Annotated in this window: 17 protein-coding genes; 5 read left to right on the forward strand and 12 right to left on the reverse strand. The window is 32.6% G+C overall.

What is annotated here, in order from left to right:
• The first annotated feature begins 46 nt into the window (after positions 1–46).
• Positions 47–511, forward strand: coding sequence for a DNA topoisomerase (locus NSED_RS08930; RefSeq protein ID WP_014965936.1), 465 nt, complete (start codon positions 47–49; stop codon positions 509–511).
• Here the strand turns inward: NSED_RS08930 and NSED_RS08935 are convergent.
• The 6 genes from NSED_RS08935 to NSED_RS08960 form a co-directional block, all read right to left on the reverse strand.
• A complete protein-coding gene (locus NSED_RS08935; RefSeq protein WP_014965937.1) occupies positions 495–1,301 on the reverse strand; it encodes a carbon-nitrogen hydrolase family protein in 807 nt (268 codons plus the stop codon). The two genes, NSED_RS08930 and NSED_RS08935, sit on opposite strands and share 17 nt — an antisense overlap.
• Positions 1,302–1,467: 166 nt before the next feature.
• Positions 1,468–1,644, reverse strand: coding sequence for a tautomerase family protein (locus tag NSED_RS08940; RefSeq protein WP_008300807.1), 177 nt, complete (start codon positions 1,642–1,644; stop codon positions 1,468–1,470).
• A 33-nt stretch (positions 1,645–1,677) separates the two neighbouring features.
• Positions 1,678–2,436, reverse strand: a complete 759-nt coding sequence (locus NSED_RS08945; protein WP_014965938.1) for a rhomboid family intramembrane serine protease — start codon at positions 2,434–2,436, stop codon at positions 1,678–1,680.
• Between the two features lie 389 nt (positions 2,437–2,825).
• Positions 2,826–4,427 carry a hypothetical protein gene (locus tag NSED_RS08950; RefSeq protein WP_014965939.1) on the reverse strand — a complete coding sequence of 534 codons (1,602 nt, stop codon included), beginning with the start codon at positions 4,425–4,427 and terminating at the stop codon, positions 2,826–2,828.
• Positions 4,384–4,590, reverse strand: coding sequence for a hypothetical protein (locus NSED_RS08955; RefSeq protein ID WP_014965940.1), 207 nt, complete (start codon positions 4,588–4,590; stop codon positions 4,384–4,386). Before NSED_RS08955 ends, NSED_RS08950 begins: the two co-directional genes overlap by 44 nt.
• Positions 4,591–4,623: 33 nt before the next feature.
• Positions 4,624–6,330: a hypothetical protein gene (locus NSED_RS08960; protein WP_014965941.1), complete on the reverse strand. Its 1,707-nt coding sequence runs from the start codon at positions 6,328–6,330 to the stop codon at positions 4,624–4,626.
• A 114-nt stretch (positions 6,331–6,444) separates the two neighbouring features.
• Here NSED_RS08960 and NSED_RS08965 point away from each other — a divergent pair, with 114 nt between their 5' ends.
• Together NSED_RS08965 and NSED_RS08970 are read left to right on the forward strand one after the other, a co-directional pair.
• Positions 6,445–7,266, forward strand: a complete 822-nt coding sequence (locus NSED_RS08965) for a CFI-box-CTERM domain-containing protein (protein WP_014965942.1) — start codon at positions 6,445–6,447, stop codon at positions 7,264–7,266.
• 57 nt (positions 7,267–7,323) lie between these two features.
• On the forward strand, positions 7,324–8,127 hold the full coding sequence (locus NSED_RS08970) for a PEFG-CTERM sorting domain-containing protein (RefSeq protein ID WP_014965943.1): 804 nt from the start codon (positions 7,324–7,326) through the stop codon (positions 8,125–8,127).
• A gap of 14 nt (positions 8,128–8,141) precedes the next feature.
• Here the strand turns inward: NSED_RS08970 and NSED_RS08975 are convergent, their stop codons facing one another.
• The gene (locus NSED_RS08975; RefSeq protein WP_026089990.1) at positions 8,142–8,771 is read right to left on the reverse strand and encodes a hypothetical protein; all 630 of its coding nucleotides are present in this window, start codon (positions 8,769–8,771) and stop codon (positions 8,142–8,144) included.
• Positions 8,772–8,874: 103 nt separating this feature from the next.
• Here NSED_RS08975 and NSED_RS08980 point away from each other — a divergent pair, with 103 nt between their 5' ends.
• Entirely contained in the window at positions 8,875–11,658 is a 2,784-nt protein-coding gene (locus tag NSED_RS08980; protein ID WP_014965945.1) for a copper resistance CopC/CopD family protein, read from the forward strand.
• On the opposite strand, the gene NSED_RS08985 is transcribed toward NSED_RS08980, so the two are convergent.
• The 3 genes from NSED_RS08985 to NSED_RS08995 are packed head-to-tail and all read right to left on the reverse strand — an operon-like array spanning position 11,648 to position 14,099.
• Positions 11,648–12,436, reverse strand: coding sequence for a metal ABC transporter permease (locus NSED_RS08985; protein WP_014965946.1), 789 nt, complete (start codon positions 12,434–12,436; stop codon positions 11,648–11,650). The genes NSED_RS08980 and NSED_RS08985 overlap by 11 nt on opposite strands.
• A 32-nt stretch (positions 12,437–12,468) precedes the next feature.
• Complete coding sequence (locus NSED_RS08990; RefSeq protein WP_014965947.1) at positions 12,469–13,191, reverse strand: metal ABC transporter ATP-binding protein; 723 nt, start codon at positions 13,189–13,191, stop codon at positions 12,469–12,471.
• Positions 13,185–14,099 (reverse strand): metal ABC transporter substrate-binding protein, encoded by a 915-nt coding sequence (locus NSED_RS08995; protein ID WP_014965948.1) that lies wholly within the window; start codon positions 14,097–14,099, stop codon positions 13,185–13,187. The genes NSED_RS08990 and NSED_RS08995 overlap by 7 nt, the downstream gene beginning before the upstream one ends.
• Positions 14,100–14,189: 90 nt before the next feature.
• Here NSED_RS08995 and NSED_RS09000 point away from each other — a divergent pair, with 90 nt between their 5' ends.
• Positions 14,190–14,573 (forward strand): CopG family ribbon-helix-helix protein, encoded by a 384-nt coding sequence (locus NSED_RS09000; protein ID WP_014965949.1) that lies wholly within the window; start codon positions 14,190–14,192, stop codon positions 14,571–14,573.
• Here the strand turns inward: NSED_RS09000 and NSED_RS09005 are convergent.
• The gene (locus tag NSED_RS09005; protein ID WP_014965950.1) at positions 14,570–15,928 is read right to left on the reverse strand and encodes a PEFG-CTERM sorting domain-containing protein; all 1,359 of its coding nucleotides are present in this window, start codon (positions 15,926–15,928) and stop codon (positions 14,570–14,572) included. The two genes, NSED_RS09000 and NSED_RS09005, sit on opposite strands and share 4 nt — an antisense overlap.
• Positions 15,925–16,635 (reverse strand): LON peptidase substrate-binding domain-containing protein, encoded by a 711-nt coding sequence (locus NSED_RS09010; RefSeq protein WP_014965951.1) that lies wholly within the window; start codon positions 16,633–16,635, stop codon positions 15,925–15,927. Before NSED_RS09010 ends, NSED_RS09005 begins: the two co-directional genes overlap by 4 nt.
• Positions 16,636–16,660 lie beyond the last annotated feature (25 nt).

A 16,660-nucleotide genomic window follows, 5' to 3' on the forward strand; every position in this document is an offset into this window, starting at 1 on the left:
GACCCATTTCCCTATAAAAATTGTTTTAGTAAATTCATCATAGATAATGCAAAGGAAATCAAATCTCAAAATTGTTCAAGTCAAAAAACCGGTTATTAGACATATAGTCAAAACTACAAAGTCTAGAACCAGTATTTTCAAAAAAGAAATAATTCAGTATTTTGATAGTAACGGATTTCTCTCTTGGTCATCAAAAGAGAAAAAATACATTATTCTTGGAACAAATTCTCCAAAAAATGGATTGGTTCCATGTCCTGAATGCAAACTAGGGGAGTTGATGGTGATTAGATCTAAAGCAACAAGAAAGCGATTCATGGGTTGTTCAAACTTTTATGGAGGATGTAAAGCATCATCACCTTTATTACAAAAAGCAAGAATGAGGGCAACAAAAATGCCATGTGATGTGTGTAAATGGCCAATGATAATCTTTCGTTACTCACGAAATCAAAAATGGACTAAACAATGTGGTAACTTTAATTGTGAAAGCCGGAAAACTAAGCTTTCAAAGTAGGATAGACATCTGTTCTTCTGTTTTTAAGTAATGGTAAAAGTTTTCGTGTCTGTTTTACTTTATTTAAATCAATATTTACAAAACCTATTCCTTGCTTCTTTTTCATATCAAGTAAAATTTTTCCATAAGGATCAACTACTAGACTACGACCACAGTAAATATTTCCAACTTGATCTGGAGCAATAACATAACATCCATTCTCAATTGCACGTGTTTTGTTTAATGTAATCCAGTGTTCTTCTTTCATGTATCCTTTAACCCAGGCAGAAGGTGCAACTAAAACTTCAGAGCCTGCAGATGCAAGTGATCTGGACATCTCTGGAAATCTTAAATCATAGCAGATCATCATGCCTGTTTTTCCAATAGATGTATTGGTTGGTTTTGTAATTTTTGAGCCTGATATCATTTTATCAGACTCCCTAAATCCTAATGCATCATAGAGGTGAATTTTTCTATAGGTAGAGATAACTTTGCCTGTTTTGTCAATTATAAATGCAGTATCATAAACTCTATCTTTCTTTCTGCTCTTCTCATAAAATGATCCTATAACTTGAATTTTATTTTCTTTTGCAGCCTTTGCAATAGTTGAAACAAAATTTCCATTAATCATTTCAGCTAGACTTGCTAGTTGTTTTGCATTTTGAGATGAATTTGTGTAAAACATCATAAATTCTGGTAGTGCACATAGTGTTGCGTTTTTTGATGCAGCTCTTGAAATATATGAAAGAATTTTTTTAAGATTAACTTCTTTGTTAGTTGATGCTTTGAATTGAATTACTGCAACTTTCATGACATTAGTAAATCATATCGCAATAAAAGGATAAACTTGTGGTACAAATCAGAAATGTACCATTTTCTTATTATGTAAATTCATTCTATACAATACAACTGATCATAGTGTGTATGTCATCCCTTGACTGGAGAGATATTTTCCAGTCAAATATTTTTAAAAATAATTAAAGTTGGTTTCCTGCTAAAAACCAATTTTCCTTAGGATTGTCTTCAAAAACAACAATTACGTGATTTTCTTTCGTTTTTAGAATCTCAACTGCTGATTTTGTTATTGCTTTTGCATATTCGTCTTTTTGTTCCTGAGTTCTACCAGGATACATTGATACTGTAATCAAAGGCATACCTTGTTCAGAATATTTCAGCGATTTATTCTTTCAATAGTCTGGTCTGTAACCGTATCTTGTTCCATATGTATAGTCAGAACTATGTGTTTTCTTGTACAGATATCCAGTTGCAAATCCTATTGCAAATCCTCCAATGTGAGCCATATATGCAACACCACCACCTGCAACACCAAAGCCACCTATGAAAAATGGTAACAGATTTTGAAAGACTAGCCAAAAGGGTAAGAACCATTTTGCTTGAATATGCATCATTCTCCAGAAAAATCCCAACATAAGAAAAGTGGTAATTCTAACTCTAGGGAAGATTGCTAAATATGCACCAAGTATTCCAGATATTGCTCCTGATGCACCTACTGCAGGAATAGAGCTTGTTGGATCTATGACAATGTGAGCTAAACCTGCACCAATCCCCCAGCCAAAATAAATTAAAAGAAATTTTGCTTTACCAAACTTTAGTTCAATGTTATCACCGAAGATCCACAAAAATAACATGTTACCACCCAAGTGCATCAGACCACCATGCATGAAAATAGAACTAAATAGTGAAACGTATGACATATCTGGACATAAAATTCCAGGTTGTATTACAGATGAAAAACCAGTAACACAGCTTGGAACTGCACCCCATTCAAAAAACATCAATGCAGCTTGTTGATTAGAAAATTCCCAAAATTGACCAGTTACAGCTATTTCATACAAAAATATTACAACATTTATGATGATTAAAGAAATGGTTATTTTTGGTTTGAATCCTGGAGGATGGGGGTTTTCATCACGTAATGGTAACATTAGTTGCTTTGTTTGAATAAAATTTGTATAATAAGATTATTCCATTCTATATTGATAGTATAATTAAAGTTCAATCAAAATTATTTGTATAATTCAAGATACATTTTCAAAATCTTTAGCAAAATAGATGGTGTGAGGTAAACGGTCTGGGAATAGCCTCCATCCTATCTATTTGAAAATAATTATTGATATTTGAATAAAAGAGACACGTAGAAATCATTCATACAAATCATTAGTGTTTCCTAAATACTATTTTAGAAAATACAATACAATTGGAATTGTCACCAAACAACTAACCATTGATGGTCTTAAATTCCAATTTTATTAATTTAAAAATAAAAAAAGGATTTAAAATCCTAATTTTGAGCATGTGTCAGAGTTTGAATCGATCAAACACGAATAATTCCTTGTTTTATTAAAAACTCTAGCCCTTGAACAAAAGTTTCATCATCTATTTGTCCTGCTGCCCACCATTCTGCATTGTTTCTAATCCACGAGGGAATCTGTTGAGTTTCAGTTATTTCTTGTTGTGTTTGAGGAATTACAATAATATCATTTTTTATCAAATATTCTATTCCCTGAATGAATGTATTATCATCAATTTGTTCTTCAGACCACCACAATGCATTGTTTCTAATCCAATCAGGTATTGAAATTTCATTTTGGTTTGCAACTCGATTAATTACAATGGGAATCGAAGTCTTTGCCAGATTATTGTTATCTAAGTTATAGAAATTCAGATTAGCAATTCCCGATACATCTTCAGGGACCATAAATTCTGCAATGTTGTGTTGATCTTTAGAATCAGTACTAGTGCCACTCTGCTCATAAATTATTTTTTCATTTTGGGTAACTGAAAAATCATAATTTGTAGAAACAGGTCTGTTCTTTAAGAAAATATCAGTTACATCAAAAATTATCTTTGCATTAGAATTAGATGTTAAATTTTCAGGTTCCATAGATGCTAAAATTCTAAACTGCCCATTTTCTGTGACTGAACTCAAATGAACATAATCACGATCTGGTTTGATCACAAAATTCATTTCATTTTGATTAGATCCATTTTCAAATACATTTAGCAATTCTTTTTGATAAATAATAAAATGAACAACACGTCCATCGGAGAAAAAATCATCAATGGTTGTAATATCATCAGAGAGTTTGACTCCGTTTACATACATTGAAAATCCAGATACTAGTAAATCACCAAATGTTTTTGGAATTACAAGTTCTTCATGAACAACAGAAGTTTGGTTGATATTAGATTTACTCCACTCAAAAGGCATAGAATAACTGATTTCTTTTAAATTTGAATCATATTGAAAATCTGAAATTTCGTCATAGTATGTAACTACATCAATGGTTTGCTCTCCAAAGTTTGGATCAACAAAACTGTGTTTTGTGGTTTGAGCAATAGATATTCCAGCATTGAAGACAAGTGGTACTTCCAATTTTTGTGAATAGTCATCAGCTGTAAGTATGCTAATATCAAATTTGTATAATCCTCCTTCGCTGAGTTTCGGTCCCTTTACATGAACCATTCTGCTTTCAAAGCCTAGCAAAGAGCCAAGAAGTCCATTATCAGTCTCTTCTTCAATTACAACAGCATCTACATCTTCTGATACAAAATTAAAAACTATGAATCCGTTATCTGCCTTGAATTCTTGCTCAAATAGAAAAGTCTCACCACGATAAGATTTTATCAAAAATGTAACATCTCGTAAAGTTATTTTAGAATCAAAATCAATCATCGAGATAGAAATTTGTTGATCATCACTTGCTTCAGAATCACTTTTAGACGATGAAATTTCTAGTGTTACTTGTTTTCCATTTAGATCAACAGGTGGAAAAGTTTCACTGCCTACACCATGACCAAAAACACTATCAAATCCAAAAATAAATACAGTTGAAAATATCAAAAGGGCAAATAATGCTAGATGATTCAATCTAAGTCCACTTGTTTGGATCTTTTTTTCTAATTTCTTTTCCATCAATGGTAATTTGATCTTGTTCTTCAAATACAGTATGCCACTTTCCATTGTCTGGAAAAATTTTGTTCATCTCTTTTACTTTATCACTAGTTGGTGCTTTGTTCATTAAAGCTCCCCATCTCATGTTTGGAACCTTTGGCATGATATCATTGATGTCTTTCATTATACTATCACTTTACAGAATTTATTTAAAAACCTATGATTGTATTCGCATAATTCCTTCTTTAATCAAGAACTGAATTCCTTGAATGAATGAATCATCATCTATTTGTCCTGCTGCCCACCATTCTGCATTGTTTTTAATCCAACTAGGGATTTCATTTAAGCCAGAGCCAGAGCCTTGTGTGGTTGGAGGAATCTTTATGATATCTTCTTTAATTAAATATTGAATTCCTTGAACAAATGAGTTATCATCTATTTGTCCTGCTGCCCACCATTCTGCATTGTTTTTAATCCAACTAGGGATTGGTGTTTTTTCAGGAACCGCAGGTATAGTCGTTGAGCCTGGACCAATCTCAATAATTGCAGAGCCAATTCCGGCATATGTTGGATCATAATCTAATCCTGTTCCATAAACTAGAATGTCAACTCGGATTTGTCCTGCAGATGGAACATAGATTCTTTGAATATCTAATCCTTCAATAGATGTTATTCCAGGATTAATTGGATCATCACCATCATTTCGTGCTATTTCTTTATCAAATTCATCTAAAACAACATAAGCATATTTTACATCTTTGAGTAGTTCTCTATTTTCATTAAAGAATGTAAATTCAAATGGAATTTCTTGATTTGCACCATATTTTCCATCCCATGAAATATTTACAGTGGTTGGAACTTGCTCATAGTTTTTAGTATCTACAAGATAAAATTCAGTGGAACTCTTTGATGCCTCATCTAACGGAACTAATTTCAAATCCATTTTTTTATTATTATAATTGCTTGAACCTAATTTTTCATTAATTTTTTGTAATTCATTTTTGGTAATCAAGAAATGAACGATATTGGTATCTTCATATGAGTATGGATCATTTAGTAATGCTCTTTGATCTATTTCTACACCGTTAACATATCCTTTGAATTGCTTACCTTCTGCATAAGGTGTAAAAGATTTAGGAACTCTTACTTCTTCATGTACTACTTGAACTAAATCAACATAATCAGGATTCCAATTAAAGGGCATATCAAATGAAATAGAATTATCAGACTTGTTAAAGTCAAAATTGTCAACATCATCATAGTATGTTTTTATAATTACTGGAACTTCTTCAGCATTTGCTGTTTGAAAAGAAAAGTTTTGTTCTTGTGCTACACTGACATAAGTCTCATAACTTAATAAATTAGCAAGCACAGTTCTTGGACTAGTAGCTGCTTCAATATCAACTCTAATTTTGTATAATCCACCTTTTACAAATATTGGACCTGTGATTGATGGTCTTGCACATATATCTAAATTATCATCAGTACAAGCTGCACCTTGAACAAATAATGCACCTGGGGCACTGACATGTTCAGAACCGCCATAAATTGAGCATTTTTCTAAATCAGCTTCATTACAATTTTCTTTTGGTTTAATCTTTACATCTAATCTTCCGTCTGGATCGTAGAATAGATTTCTAGCTAATAGTTCACCACTTTGCCAAACTTCTATTCGATATGTAACTTTGTCAAGATTTGTATCAGTTAAAGTATCAAAAAATCGTACTTGCATATTTGCAGAATCAATCTCTCCTACAGTAATATCAGATGGACTCAATTGAGTTCGAACTGTTACTTTCATATCACCGAATGTTATTGGCGGAGCTTGATCTCCTCCAAGTCCATGTCCAAATGCATCAGGAAGAACAGTAACAATTGAGAAAATACCAATTATTGAAATGAATAATGCAAACTTGCTATACAATACAAAATTTGGGGTTAAACCATATTTAAAGATGGCACAGGATTTCTAAGCATGAGAATTTTTTTATTTCTAAAATAGAGAACAACTTTTATTCGTGATTTTCAAAGAATCAGTATGAAATTTCTATTTGCAGTATTACTAGTTCCATTATTAATTATTCCAGCATTTGCTGAGGAACAAACATTATCTACAGATAAAGGAACATTAGATGTAAAATTATCTTATGATGATATTGTTCCAGGAGATTTGAACAGCATAAGAGTAGATTTTCTAAACGGCAAAACAAAAAATACACAAGTACATATTGATTATAAAATTAAAGTTTCAAAAGATAATGAAATTATATTTCAGACTCCAAATCTAATGCATACATCAGAGGGTTTTTTGAAGGGATTAAAGATTGAATTTCCTGAAGATGGGGTTTATTCTATGGATTTTGAAATAGAAGGAATTTTGTTTAATCCAATTCCAACTGAAACAGTATCATTTGATATTACAGTAGGAGAAGCACATGCTCAACCACCTATATCTGATAATGATGTTCCACCTACCGAAGAAAATGGAGGATGTTTAATTGCAACTGCAGCATATGGTTCTGAAATGGCACCACAAGTTCAACAACTAAGAGAAATTAGAGATAATACTGTTTTGTCAACAGAATCTGGAACTGCTTTTATGAGTGGATTTAATCAATTTTATTATTCATTTTCTCCAGGTGTGGCTGATCTAGAAAGAGAAAATCCAGTTTTCAAAGAAATGGTAAAAGTTGGATTAACTCCAATGTTATCATCATTATCATTGTTAAATTATGTAGATATTGATTCAGAACAAGAAATGCTAGGATATGGTGTATCTATAATTCTACTAAATATTGGAATGTATGTAGGAATTCCTGTATTTGGGATTCTAAAGTTGTACCAGTTTAGAAAAAACTAGTTTTATTTCTGGAAATTCCAGTGAAGTTTTTATGTATCCATCCAAGTAATTTGTTTAATGAAGACTAAAGCATTAAGCTCTTTCTTCGTACTATTTGCTATCGCAGCAGGTATTGTCGCTATGACACCAGCTGCTTTTGCAGATCATTCAGAAGTCACAATCACTCCTGCACCAGGTTCTGGTGCACCAGGTTGTGAAGATACAGCAGAAGGATGTTACATTCCAAGTACTGCAACAGTAGATGTCGGTGGTAAAGTAATCATGACAAATACTGACAGTGCAGCACATACATTTACATCAGGAACTCCAGATGGCGGACCAGATGGTGTATTTGATACAAGTCTACTAATGGTAGATGGTTCATACGAATGGACTCCAGAAACTGTAGGTGAACAACCATATTTCTGTATGGTACATCCTTGGATGCAAGGACTGATCATAGTACAAGAAGCAAACGCTGACGAAATGATGGGTGGCGACTTGATGGTAACAGTTACAGACTCTGCAGTAAAAGGCGGAACTCAAGTAGAACTTGAGTTCAGTGAATTACATGTCAACTATGTAATTACTGCAACACAAAAGGGTGAAACAGTTTACACTGAAACTGCACATGCAATGGAACACACAGCAACTCATCAAATAGATGCAGTTGGTTCTGATGCAAATCCAATTAACATTGAAGTTGTTTCTTTGGGAATTGGAGCACCAGGTGAAGAAGATAGCTGGACTGGACCAACAGGCATAGTATCTACATCAAAAGTTGTCCCAGAATTTGGTACAATTGCAATGATGATACTAGCTGTTGCAATCATAAGCATAGTTGCAGTAACTGCAAAATCTAGAGTCGTTCCAAGATTTTAGGAATACCTCTTTTTCTATTTTCTTTTTACTAGAGATATTATTGCCAAGATGATAGCTGCTCCAGCAATGGATAACCCAAATATTGCAAAGTCATATGCTGCGCCACCATCAGAAGAAACTTTAGTTTCACCTGAGCTTAGTTTAGAAACATCTTGTTGTAAAGAAGAAATTGCATTTTTCAATGCAACAATGTCAGTATCACCTCCACCAGAAGTTGGAGGAAAGTCTAAGACTGCAGTAGGTTCTACGTCTTCAACTGGAATTTTAATATCAATTGGAGTACCACGAAGGTCGCCTTTTAGTTCTACCAAATAGGTTCCAGTTTTAGTTGGAATAATTGGTGAGAAATAATATCCAGGTTTAACATCAGAATTAATATCAATTTTTTTAGATACACCTCCAAACATTATAGTTGCATCAACATTTTTGAAAGCACTTGTTATTCCTGTAAATGTACCTTCTTTTTCTCCTCTTTCAATAATTTTAAGAACCAAATCATTTCGAATGCCTACAACAGGAGGTTCAATTCCCCAACCTACTTCAATTTCATATTGTTCTACATGAGCAGTAGTATGAGCAAATGAGGGCACAACCATCCCAATAGAAAATAACAGTCCTATAAAGACAAAAAGCGTAATCTTCACTACAACCAATTTAGAATAACACGTTATTATCTTTACGTGAATTGGTACAAATCCCGAATAATTTGAAAACTGTTTAAATTATCAAAGATGACCTGAAGATTAAATGAAGAAATTATTGATATTTTTAGTTATTTTATCATCTATATCACTACCATTTGTATATGCACATCCATTTACAGAACAAACTATTCCAAGCTTAGAAACTAATTCACCTACCGGAACCACAAAAGTAATTGTATTTTTTTCAGAACCAGTTGACATAAACTTTAGTGAACTTAAGGTGCTTGACAATAATGGAAATCAAATAGATAACAAAGATACAGATTACTATGAAGGAGAACAATCCCTTATTGTTACAACACCACCATTAGAAGATGGGGTATATACTGCAACAACCAAAGTACTCTCTAAAGTTGACGGACATCTTGTTCCAGGTGCATTTTTGTTTGCAGTTGGAGATGTGATAGTTGATCCTTCCATTCTAGGAATAGAAAGACCATCAGAGATTGTATTTTTACCTGAGGCAGGTGCAAGATTTCCAGGGATTGTAGGACAGACAATTGTTCTAGGAGTTGTGATTGCATCTCTATTCATTTGGGGAACACAAAATAAAAAAATTATCAAAGAAGAGTTAGAAAAAATTGAAAATATTCATCACGGAAAATTCATGTCGCTTACTGGTATTGGTCTTGGATTAGTTTTTGTTTCAAATATTTTGATGATTGCAGTACAAAGTATAAGATTAGAAGCATCACCTCTAGATGCAATTCAAACAGACTTTGGAATGACATGGATTCTAAGAATGATCATCACAGTGATTTTGTTAGGCATCTGGTTTGGATTAGATAGAAGTAAGAGTTTATCAAATAAAAATCAAATTCCTATGCTTGTTGCTATGCTTGCATTAATTTCTACTTCAAGTTTAATTGGACATGGAGCAGCTAGTGGGGAAATGCCTGCACTAGTATTGGATTACATTCACAATTTAGTTTCAGGAATATGGATAGGCGGAATGATTTATTTTGTTTTTACATTGTTACCAACATTTTCTCAACTTAAAGAACCAAAACGAGAAATGATGAGCCTATTAATGATTCCAAGATTCTCAATTGCATTTATCATCGCAGTAGGAATTGTAATCATTACAGGTCCAACACTAATGTGGTTCCTCGAAAGTGATGTAGGATTAATCACTGAATCAGTATATGGTCAATTAATTATTCTAAAAATTGCAATTGCGGCAGTCATGGTATTGTTAGGAGGATTTTTTCAGTTTAAAGTTCAAAAAAATGCTGAAAAGAATTTTTCATCTGGAAAAATTTCAGTCCATAAAAAATTAAAGAGATCACTCAAAGTTGATGCAGTATTAGGAATTATTCTTCTTGGAGTAGTTGCATTACTAACTAATGGAACGCTTCCTGCAGGTGAAATCCAAAAAGTTGATGCTCAAGAGGTTGTTTATGGTTTTAAGACAATAGAGTTTACTGAAAATGCTAAATTTGATATCGATATCTCACCATTTTCTAGCGGTACAAACACAATTCTGGTACAAGTAAGCGACTTTGAAGGGAATCAGCTTTCTGATTTAGATGAAGTCAAAGTAAAGGTTTCAAACCCATCACGAAATATTGCTCCAATTGAAGTTCCCATGCAAATAATGAAGCAAGGTGAGGATAATGTATCTGAGTTTCAGGGGGAATTAACATTTGGATTTTCTGGAGAATGGCTAGTGGAAATTGATGCCCAGAGAACTGAAAACGCAAATGAATCAAAATTGATGAATTTGCTTGTAAAACCAAAACTAGCAAATATTCAAACTCAGATTACAGAGTATGAATTACCAGAAGACGCAAAGCCTCTCTTTCCAGTATATGATGGAAATAATTCAATTTGGTTAAGTGACGCATCATCTCCTAAATTATGGCAATTTTCACTTGACACTCTAGAATTTTCTTCATATTCATTTGATGGACTAACTACAACATTTCTTACACAAGACAATAAAGGAAATATTTGGTTTACAGACACTCCAGCAAATCAAATAGGATTTATCGATCCTGATACAAAACAAATTACAACAAAAACAATTCCAAAATTAGATCCGGTAATTTCAAAGAATACACCATTATTCATCAAATCAGATTTTGATGGGAATATTTGGATTACCATAGTTAACAAAGATAGAATTGTAAAATATTTACCTGAAGAAGATGAATTTGAAGAAATTGTATTATCAGGAAAAGAAAATCTGCCGTTTGCTTTAGCATTTGATGATAATGGAAGGATGTGGTATACTAGTACGGGTTCAGGAAAGATTGGATATATTGATCCTGATGACAATGATATAACTGAAATCTCAACTGATACAGTTTTACAAGGTCCTGAAGCATTGTTATTTGACAAGGACGGAAACCTATGGATTGCAGAGCATACAGGCTTGGCAATCACTAAATTTAATCCAGTCTTAGAGACTTTTGAGAGAATTTCAGTTCCTGATGAGGAAGCATTACCATTTGGAATGACATTTGACAAATATGGAAATGTATGGTTTGCACAACATACGATTGATTCACTTGGAGTATATGATCCTGATAATAATAATTTAATCGAAGTTCCTATTCCGACTGAAACATCATTTGTTCAATTTATGACATCAGATGGAAATGACAATGTATGGTTTGTTGAGCAGCAATCAAATAAAATTGGAATGGTTAAACTTACAGAGATTCCAGTAATACCATCACAAATAGAATCGTTAAATGAAATTAAAATTAAATATGCTGAACTTGCATCTCCTCTAATTGCTTTGGGAATAATAGCAACATCGTTATTTTATGTAAAAAGCATACAAGATAAAAGAAGATTAAATTCCTTGATTAATTCTTAGATAATAATCCTGCAGATTTTATTCCCATGGTTCCTGCAAGTAAACCAATTGCCATCAGTACAATAGTTCCTGCTGGCGTAATATCAAATATGTAAGATATCAAAATTCCTACAACCACCGAAAAGATTGAAAAGCTCATTGAAATTATTGCAGTTTGCTTGAATCCCTTTCCATACATTATTGCAGTTACATTTGGAATTACAAATAGAGCTGAAATTAGTAATACACCTACCAGTTGAATTGATGTAACTACAGTGATTCCTGCCATAAAGACTATCAAATAATTTATTTTTTCTACAGGAACCCCACTGACTTTAGCTTGTTCCTCATTGAATGTGGAATAAAGAAATTGTCTATAGAATATCAAAATTACAATTAGAATAACACCAGTCAAAGCTAAGATTAAGATCGTGTCATCAACACTAACTAACAAAATACTACCAAACAGAAAGCTAAAGATATCAATTGTAAAGCCTCCAGATAATCCAATAATTACGAGCCCAACTGCTATGCCTGAGGACAGTAATACAGCAATTGATGCATCTCCAGAAATATTGTATCTATCTTTGATTTTTGTTATAATTAGTGCACTAGCAATAGAAACACCATATGCTGTCCATAATGGATAAACACCTGCTAGTAATCCTAATGCAATTCCACCAAATGATGAATGAGCAATTGCGTCACCAAATAATGAATAACGTCTTAAAACTAGAAAGAGTCCTACAACTGAACAAAGAATTGCAATAGCAATTCCTGAAATTAATGCTCTATGCATAAAACTGAAAGTTAAAATCTCAAAAGACATGATCAATGATGATGCATATGTTCCTGCATCGAGGCCTCAGAATATTGCTTAACTAGCGCATCATCAGAAAAGAATTTTTCAGATTCGCCATGAAAGAATAATGTTCTATTCAAACATGCCACATGATTTGCTAATTTATTAACAGCATCCAAATCATGCGATGACCAAATGATTGTAATTTTTTGTTTAGAGTTTAATTCACGAAGAATACTGTAAAACAAATCAATACTCTGTTGATCAATTCCTGTAACTGGTTCATCTAAGATCAATATCTTAGGATTATTTACAAGAGCTTTTGCAATAAAGACACGTTGTTGTTGTCCTCCAGACAGTTCTCCTATTCTTCTATTACGTAATTCATGTATCCATAACTGCTGTAAAATCTCATCAATTTTATTTTCATCAGATTCTTTTCTTAGTCCCATTCGGACTACATCAGTAACTGTGACAGGGAAGTTTTTTTCAAAGATTGGCTTTTGTGGAACATATCCAAGTTCTTTAAGGTAATTTTTTGATTTTTTTATGTCTTCATCAAAAAATTTGATAGTTCCTTTGTATTTTGTATGAAGTCCAAGCATAGATGCAAAGAGGGTAGATTTTCCTGCTCCGTTAGGTCCAATTATGCCTAGAAAATCACCTTGATTGACAACTAGACTGACATTATCTAGAGCCTTTACATCAGGATATTGAACTGTCAAATTGTTAATTTCAACTACTTTCAACATAATGCCTCCTTGAGATTTTCAAGATTTTTAGTCATTTTTGAAATATAATTCCCTTCTGATACAATTTCAAGTGGAGACAAAACCAAAACTTTGCCACCGATTTCGTTAGCAATTATTTGTGAAGTTTTTGTGTTAATAGTTTCTTCACTAAAAATTATGTTAATGTTTAATTCTCTAGCTGTTGATATAATATTCTCTAATGTTTTTGCTGTAACTTCCCCATGTAAATCATTTGTTGCAATAATAGTATGTTGATTTAGATCATATTCCTTTGCAAAATATGAAAATGAATCATGAAATGCAATGAAATCATTATTACAATTCGATAATTCATTTCTAATTTTTGAATCAAGTAAATCTAATTGTTCATTATATTTTTCTGCATTTGTTTGATAAAATTCTCTATTTTCAGGATCTGCATCAGAGAATGCTAGTGCAATATTTTGGACTTGTTTTTTAGCAAAAACAGGATTCAGCCAAATGTGTGGATCTTCTAATTTTTCAGAATGTTCTTTATCATCATCTTGAGGATGTATTATTGTAATTCCAATACTTGTATCAACTATAGTTCCTTGATAATTATTTTCAACCAAATTATCAACCCAACTTTCAAAACCAACGCCATTTATTACAATCAGATCTGATTTTTGCATTTGTTGTACATCTTTGATTGTAGGTTCCCAATCATGTGGTTCAACTCCAACTGGGACCAATAATGTAACATCTACTTTTTCCTGACCGACTATTTGTGAAAATTCATGAAGCGGGTTAAATGATGAGATTACCTGAAGTTTTGGATTATCAATATGTGTAAACTGCTGATTTGAATTTGTGCTATAAACAACAAGAGAAGATAATGGAATCACTATAGATATCGCAATTATTGCTAGTTTTGTTTGGGTATTCACGTTGCAATTCCAACCAAATTATTAATAAATTTATAAAATCTTAATAAGATTAATTGCTAAACTTATAAGATAATTAATAACATTAGGCATATGCCAATAGTCTCAATCTCATTAAATGATGAGATTCTCTCAGAATTAGACAAGCTTCAATCTTCTATGGGATTTTCAGGAAGATCTGAAGCTATCAGAGCTGGAATTAGAGCGTTTGTTTCAGAGGAAAAACAAAAGGCAGATTTGGCAGGAAATATTCATGCAATTCTTTTGGTAGTGCACAATGATGAATTTGATCATGTTGTTTCTGGAATCACACATAATTTTGAAGATCTTATTACAACACATCTTCATAGTAAAATTGAGAAAGAGAAATGTATGGAACTTTTTCTCATCGATGGAGATGCAGAAAAGGTATCCACAATGACAAAAGATTTTCAAATAAATAAAAACATGGATACTGTTAAGCTGGTAGCACTTTAGATATTAAGTGAACTTTTCCTTGTTACAAAAATTACACTCATTATAGAAATTGTTAATACAAAAATTACAATACTCCCAAATTCAGGTACAACAACTAAAGCAAATTCAGTTTCTTGTCCTGTATTTCGAATATTTTCAAATTTGATTATTGTCGGACCTGTTTGACCTTCACCAAATGTAAATTTTTCAAAGTCTCCACCAACTTGCGCCATTCCAGATACACGATGAATTTCTTTACCATTTTGGATTATTACAAATGTATAATCAGAACTTCTCAGAGGTTCATTTGTTCTTCCATCTCTAATAGTGAAAATGAAATTTGTGGGAACTTCAGGTTGAACTTCTAATGGATCCCAAGACAAATTAACTTTAAAGTCTTCACTTTTTGTATAAGCTTCTAAAGGAAATGCAATATCTTCGCTAGTAGATAATGTAAATAACATATTATCAGGTAGGGGTTTATCAGATTTTTTCATTTCATTTTTCATATAACGCAAATGATCTTGCAGTAGAACAAGATGAACAATTCTTTCATTGTCTTCTGTATAATCATCAACTGATACAGATGATTTGAAAAGTTCAATTCCATTAACAGTTGCAGAATAACTAGGAGGCAAAAATTCTACAAAATCTTTAGGGAAATGTGTTTCAACATGAACTACAGATACATGTGACATTTGTTTTTCACTCCAGTCAAAAGGCATTTCAAATCGAATTTCTTTTGCATCAGAGTCATATACGAAATTAGTTACAGTATCAAAATATGATTTTGAGCGGAATTCAACATCATTATTTTCAGAGTCTTGTTGTATGAAAGATATAGTCTCAATCAGGCTCAAATCTGCATTATAGATGCCTGAATCCTCTATGATATTGGTAGGCTCATCAATTGTTCTGACCTCAATCTCAAAATTGTATAAACCACCTGAATTAAACAAAGGTCCTGAAATTTCTACAGGATTAGATTCAGTTCCATGCCAAGCCCCAAGCAAAGAGTCTTGCTCACCATGAATTGTTATTTCAGAATCTTCAGTTGGAGTAACTATAATCGGTAAAACACCATTTTCAGAAAAGAAATAATTTCTAAAAATCATTTTATCTTTATGGAATAATCCAATCAGAAAAGTTACATTTTTTGCATTTTCTTTGGATTCATCTTCTACTGCAGTGATTGTAATTTGATCCTGTCGATTCTCAAAATACATTGGCATTTCTACCATGATGGACAGTTGCTTCCCTTGAACATCTACAGATGAAATTGTGTCAACACCAAATCCATGTCCATAAACACTAGATGCAGGAAACAACAAACATACGACTATCGCAAAGATTCCAAAATTTTTTAAGGATATCATTGTACTGTTAGTAATTTTTCAACTCGTTTAATTAGTTCATCCATGGATGTTGCTTCTAAAATGGGTTGGAGGTCATTAGGATCCTTGGCGCCTAATGCTGATAAAGAGTAAATATAGTCAATTGTCGGTGTGTCAGTATTCAGATAATATTGTTCTAAAACATGATCCAATGAATGAGAATCAACGACTTGAGGTAAAGCTTGTTTGATTATTTTCTTTTTCCACATTTCAACTAAATGTTCCCATTTTTCAAGTGAGATATTCTCATCAATTTCAGGAATCATTTCAACTTCAGCTTGAATGTACATTTTTTCTTCTGTTCCTATTTTTTCATGCAATTCAGAAATTTCTTGGTGTCCCTCTACTGAAAGGGGATCATAATTTTCAGGTTGAGTAATTGATGGTGGAATAATTCTTTTAATTTTAAATGAATTTCTTCCAATGGTTTCAATGTGCAATTGCAATCCATCAAGTTCTACATCTTCACACTTTGAAATTTTGGCAATGGTACCTATCAATTTAGGAGAGTTCCATCCATTGATAGAGTTATTTTCATCAATCAAACATACACCAAACTGGCCATCACCAAGCATGCAATCATCAACTAGTTGCTTATATCGAGGCTCAAAAATTCGAAGTGGTAGTTCTTGCCTTGGAAATAATACCAGGTCTAGTGGAAAAATGGGAATTATTTTAGTTTCAGTCAACTACTGATATTGGAATGTCTCTAGA

It is taken from the genome of Candidatus Nitrosopumilus sediminis (assembly GCF_000299395.1).
GTDB classification, from domain to species: Archaea; Thermoproteota; Nitrososphaeria; order Nitrososphaerales; family Nitrosopumilaceae; genus Nitrosopumilus; species Nitrosopumilus sediminis.